Source organism: Methylobacterium sp. WL64 (assembly GCF_008039945.1).
Lineage (GTDB): Bacteria > Pseudomonadota > Alphaproteobacteria > Rhizobiales > Beijerinckiaceae > Methylobacterium.
Genome location: NZ_VRVA01000211.1, coordinates 1 through 4,873, shown reverse-complemented (window position 1 = coordinate 4,873; position 4,873 = coordinate 1). Strand labels below are relative to the sequence as shown.

Annotated in this window: 3 protein-coding genes and 1 pseudogene; 1 reads left to right on the top strand and 3 read right to left on the bottom strand. The window is 69.1% G+C overall.

What is annotated here, in order from left to right; all coding sequences use genetic code 11:
- Positions 1-89: 89 nt before the first annotated feature.
- The 3 genes from oxc to FV242_RS32610 form a co-directional block, all read right to left on the bottom strand.
- The gene (oxc, locus tag FV242_RS32620; protein WP_147941829.1) at positions 90-1,838 is read right to left on the bottom strand and encodes an oxalyl-CoA decarboxylase; all 1,749 of its coding nucleotides are present in this window, start codon (positions 1,836-1,838) and stop codon (positions 90-92) included.
- Positions 1,839-1,929: 91 nt separating this feature from the next.
- Positions 1,930-3,216, bottom strand: coding sequence for an oxalate/formate MFS antiporter (gene oxlT / locus FV242_RS32615; protein ID WP_147909848.1), 1,287 nt, complete (start codon positions 3,214-3,216; stop codon positions 1,930-1,932).
- 150 nt (positions 3,217-3,366) lie between these two features.
- A complete protein-coding gene (locus tag FV242_RS32610; RefSeq protein ID WP_246692995.1) occupies positions 3,367-4,599 on the bottom strand; it encodes a zeta toxin family protein in 1,233 nt (410 codons plus the stop codon).
- 24 nt (positions 4,600-4,623) lie between these two features.
- Here FV242_RS32610 and FV242_RS35960 point away from each other — a divergent pair.
- Positions 4,624-4,873: pseudogene (locus tag FV242_RS35960) on the top strand (hypothetical protein); the annotation flags it as partial.

Here is a 4,873-nt window from a genome sequence, read left to right as displayed (position 1 = left end):
CCCGACCCGGCCTGACGGCCGGCCCACCCTCCCCCGCAGAGGGGGGAGGGAGCCCGCGGGTCCTCAAGACGGGTTTTGTCCGGCCGACCTCACACCGCCTTCTTCTTGATCCCGCTCTGCGGGTTGAGGCTGCCGATGTTGCCGCTCTCGCTGCCGGCGGCCGGGTCGATCACGGCGTTGATGAGCGAGGGCCGCCCGGAATCCATCGCGGCGTTGACCGCACGGGTCAGCTCGTCCGGCGAGGTGACGTGATAGCCGTCGCCGCCGAACGCCTCCATCATCTTGTCGTAGCGGGAATCCTTGACGAACACCGTGGTGGCCGGGTCGCGCCCGGTCGGGTCTGAATCGGTGCCGCGGTAGATGCCGTTGTTGTTGAACACAACGATGCAGATCGGCAGCCCGTACCGGCAGACCGTCTCGACCTCCATGCCGGAGAAGCCGAAGGCGCTGTCGCCCTCCACGCACAGGACCGGCTTTCCGGTCTCGATCGCGGCGGCGACGGCGAAGCCCATGCCGATGCCCATGATGCCCCAGGTGCCGACATCCAGGCGCTTGCGCGGCTGGTACATGTCGATGATGCCCCGGGCGAGGTCGAGGGTGTTGGCGCCTTCGTTGACCAGGATCGCGTCCGGCCGCTCCTTCACGATGGTCCGCAGGGCGCCGAGCGCGGCATGGAAGGTCATGGGCGAGGCGTTGCTCATGAGCTTGGGCGCCATCTTGGCGATGTTCGCCTCGCGCTTCGCCTTCAGCGTGTCGATCCAGTCGGCCGGGGGCTGCTGCCAGCCCTGGCCCATGCCGTCCAGCAGCGCCTGCACGCAGGACGCGATGTCGCCGACCACGGGCGCCACGATTTCGACGTTCGAATCCATCTCGCGCGGCTCGATGTCGATCTGGATGAACTTGGTCGAGCCCGGCTCGCCCCAGCTCTTGCCCTTGCCGTGCGACAGCAGCCAGTTCAGCCGGGCGCCGATCAGCAGCACCACGTCCGAATCCTTCAGCGCCGTCGAGCGTGCGGCGCCGGCCGAGAGCGGGTGCGTGTCGGGTAACAGGCCCTTGGCCATGCTCATCGGCACGTACGGGATGCCGCTGGTCTCCACGAGGCTGCGGATCGCGTCGTCGGCCTGGGCGTAGGCGGCGCCCTTGCCGAGCACAATCAGCGGACGGCGGGCATTTTTCAGCACGTCGAGCGCCCGGGCGATGGCGTCGGGGGCAGGGCGCTGGGCCGGAGCCGGATCGATCACCTTCACCAGCGATTTCCGGCCGGCCTCGGCCTCCATCACCTGCGAGAACAGCTTGGCCGGCAGGTCGAGATAGACGCCGCCGGGCCTCCCCGAGCAGGCCGCACGGATTGCCCGGGCGACGCCGATGCCGATATCGGCAGCATGCAGCACCCGGAAGGCCGCCTTGCACAGGGGCTTGGCGATGGCGAGCTGGTCCATCTCCTCGTAGTCGCCCTGCTGAAGATCGACGATCTCGCGCTCAGAGGAGCCCGAGATCAGGATCATCGGGAAGCAATTGGTGGTGGCGTTGGCCAGCGCCGTGAGGCCGTTCAGGAAGCCCGGTGCCGAAACCGTGAGGCAGATGCCCGGCTTCTGGGTGAGGAAGCCCGCGATCGCGGCGGCGTTGCCCGCATGCTGCTCGTGCCGGAACGACACGACCCGCATCCCCGCGGCCTGGGCCATGCGGCCGAGATCGGTGATCGGGATGCCCGGGACGCCGTAGATCGTCTCGATGCCGTTGAGCTTGAGCGCGTCGATGACGAGGTGGAAGCCGTCGGTGAGATCCGGCTCGGCCTCGATCTCGGGGGCGGTGTGGACGATCTTTGCCAGTGCGGTCATCGCGGTGTCTCCCGGAAATTCGGCTTCGGTTCTGGCGTTCCGACCCGGTGCAGGCTCCGGGCCATCGGTGTGTCGCGGGTATCGGGGTGGCTCAGACCACCCGGATCGGCTGGACGGCGAGCGCCGCAGGATGCTCGGCCTCGGCGAGGTAGCGGGCGCGCAGCGGCCGCAGCAGGAAGATCGCGAGCGCGGCGGCGGCGACGTTGAGCCCGATGATCAGCGAGAACACCGCCGACCAGCCGTAGGCCGCCGACAGGAGGCTGGCGAACGGCACCAGGAACGCCGCGGTGCCCTTGGCGGTGTAGAGCAGGCCGGCATTGCTGGCGGCGTATTTCGATCCGAACGTATCCCCGCAGGTCGCCGGGAACAGCGAGTAGATCTCGCCGAACACCCCGAAATAGACCGCGGTGGCGAACACGAACACCATCGGGTGGTGGCCGTAGGTGAGGAGCACGATCACCGCGAGCGCCGCCGTCGAGAAGGCGATGAACATCGTGTTCTCGCGGCCGATATGGTCGGAGACGTAGCCGAAGAACGGCCGGCCGAAGCCGTCGAAGATCCGGTCCAGGGAGATCGCCAGGGTCAGCGCCGCCATCTGGAGGCCGAACAGGCTCACCGGGACGCCGGCCACGTGGAAGTCCTGGGCGATCGGGGCGATCTGCGCCGCCGCCATCAGGCCGCCCGAGGCGACCATGACGAACATCGCGTACATCACCCAGAAGACCGGCGTGCGCACCGCCTCGCGGGGGCTGCGGTCGACCTTCGTCTGCGGCAGGCGCAGGCTCTTGCGCTGGATCGGGGCGGCGGAGACGGGCTTACGCAGCAGGAAGGCGAGGGCGAGCACGATCGCACCCTGGCCGATCCCGAAATACAGGAACGCGTCCTGGTATCCGCTCGTGGCGATCATCCGGGCGATCGGCACGACCGTGATCGCCGCACCCGCGCCGAACCCGGCCGCGGTGGCGCCGGCAGCCAGGCCGCGGCGATGCGGAAACCACTTCAGCGCGTTGCCCACGCAGGTGCCGTAGACCGAGCCGGCGCCGATTCCGCCAACCACCGCGCCCAGGTAGAGCAGCGCCAGGCTGTCGGCGTAGGCGTCGATGGTCCAGGCCAGGGCGATCATGACGCCCCCGAAGGCGACCACGAGGCTCGGACCGTAGCGATCCACGAACCAGGCCTCCACGGGCACCAGCCAGGTCTCGGTGGCGACGAACAACGTGAAGGCGAGCTGGATCGCCGCCCGCCCCCAATGGTAGCGTTGGTCGATGGGATCGACGAAGAGCGTCCAGCCGTATTGCAGGTTGGCGATCATGGCCATGCAGATCACGCCGAAGGCGAGCTGCCACCATTTCGCCGACGGCGAATCCTGGCGTTCCATCCCTGAGCCTCTCTCGTGGGCGGCGCGTCCTTGAGCCGGCGCGTCTGTCTCGTGCCGGCTCAATCATGCATATTCGGCCCAGGCATGCAATATACCAGACCGTGAAGGCTTCGGCTCGCTGTCAGTCTCGGAAATATTGTTCCATCGACATCAGGCCGGCGTGGGACCCCAACTGCCGAGCGTCGGCTCGTCCGCCGGGACCAGCGTCTCGTCCAGTTCCGGAATCCCGGATTGATCCTCGGGGATCCCGATCACCGCCCGGGCCGCGTCCCAGTCGGGATCGCCGTCGGCGTCCGCAAGGGCCTGGCGATCCAGGCCGGTGACCCGGCCGCGGTCGAGGCGCAGGAACACGCGACCGGTCTCGGCGCGGGCGAACCGGACCGCGTCCATCCTGCGCAGGCAGTCGCGCAGGAAGCGCGTGTTGGCGCCGGCTGCCAGATCCACCCCGCGAAACACCGCGTCCGGGGCGCGCGCGAAGATGTCGACCTTGCGGAAGCGCTCGACGTCGATCAGCCCCTTCACGTCGAGGATGTTCAGGACGCCACCGGCCCCGAACGCGATGGTGCGGGGGCGCTCGCCCTGCGGCACGCTGTTGTCCAGAAACTCGCAGACGACCTGCTTGTCCCGGGCGAGCGCCCAGTTGAAGAACAAGCGCGGCATGCCGGTATAAGCCTCGACGTTGTGGGCCAGCAGGTCCTCGACCGCCTTGAACCGGCCGAACTGCTCGCCGCGTTTGTAGGCGCGCTCCACCGTGTCGGCCGGCGGCGTGACCATGAATTGCATGTAGACCCGCTCGCCGAATCGGGTGAGCAGCTGGCCGCCGCCATCCGAGCCGGCCTCGGCCTGGAAGCTGTCGAACCGGAAGCGGTCGATCAGCAGGTTCGAGATCCGCCGCTCGGCCGCCTTGCGGGTGACGTAGCGGTCGAGCTTCATGTCGATCATCTCGACCTCGTAGCCGGTGAGCGTGCCGGCATACCGGGTTGCCGGTCCGAGGCTGTCGTAGTCGAGCAGGAACTTGCGCCAGACGTCCGGCGTGATAACCGCGAAGTCGGACCACGCCATCCCGAGGCGGCGCGCCAGCCCGAGCTGGTAGGGCCGGATCGTGCTCTTGCCCGAAGCCGAGGCGCCCTTGACGTTCATCACCACCGGGTGGGCCTGCGGAGCGAGCCGCCGGTAGCCGCGGGCCTCGACGACGGCGGCGATCCAGGGCTCGATCAGCTCGCCGATGCGGCGGCTGCCGTAGCCGTTCGAGACCAGGGTCCCGACGATGCCGCGCAGCAGGGCGGGATCGCGGATCAGCGTGTTCTGCCGGGCCAGGATGCCGGAGACGACGCTGCGCAGGGCCTCGCAGGCGGCGATCTCCAGTCCGTCTCCGGCCAGCATCGCCCGGCTTTGCCAGGCTTCGAGATGGTTGAGCGCCCGGGTGGCCGGATCCTGGCGGGGCGGTGTCCTCGGCGGCGGCGGGCGGCGCCCGAGCAGCCGGTCGAGCCATCCGGGCTCCGGCGCGGCCGGGGCCGGCGGGTCGTCGAGGATCGCGGCTACCGGCGGCTCGCTCCGCAGGCCCACCCGGTGGTGATGAACGTCAAGGGCGCCTCGGCTTCGGGCAAGAGCACGATCCGGCCCTACCAGCTCGGGCTGGCGCGCCGCCTCGGGATGG

What these genes read in the sequence shown, in the direction of transcription:
- FV242_RS32610 (WP_246692995.1), bottom strand. Translation starts at nt 4,599, where the DNA reads ATGCTGGCCGGAGACGGACTGGAGATCGCCGCCTGCGAGGCCCTGCGC.
- oxlT (WP_147909848.1), bottom strand. Translation starts at nt 3,216, where the DNA reads ATGGAACGCCAGGATTCGCCGTCGGCGAAATGGTGGCAGCTCGCCTTC.
- oxc (WP_147941829.1), bottom strand. Translation starts at nt 1,838, where the DNA reads ATGACCGCACTGGCAAAGATCGTCCACACCGCCCCCGAGATCGAGGCC.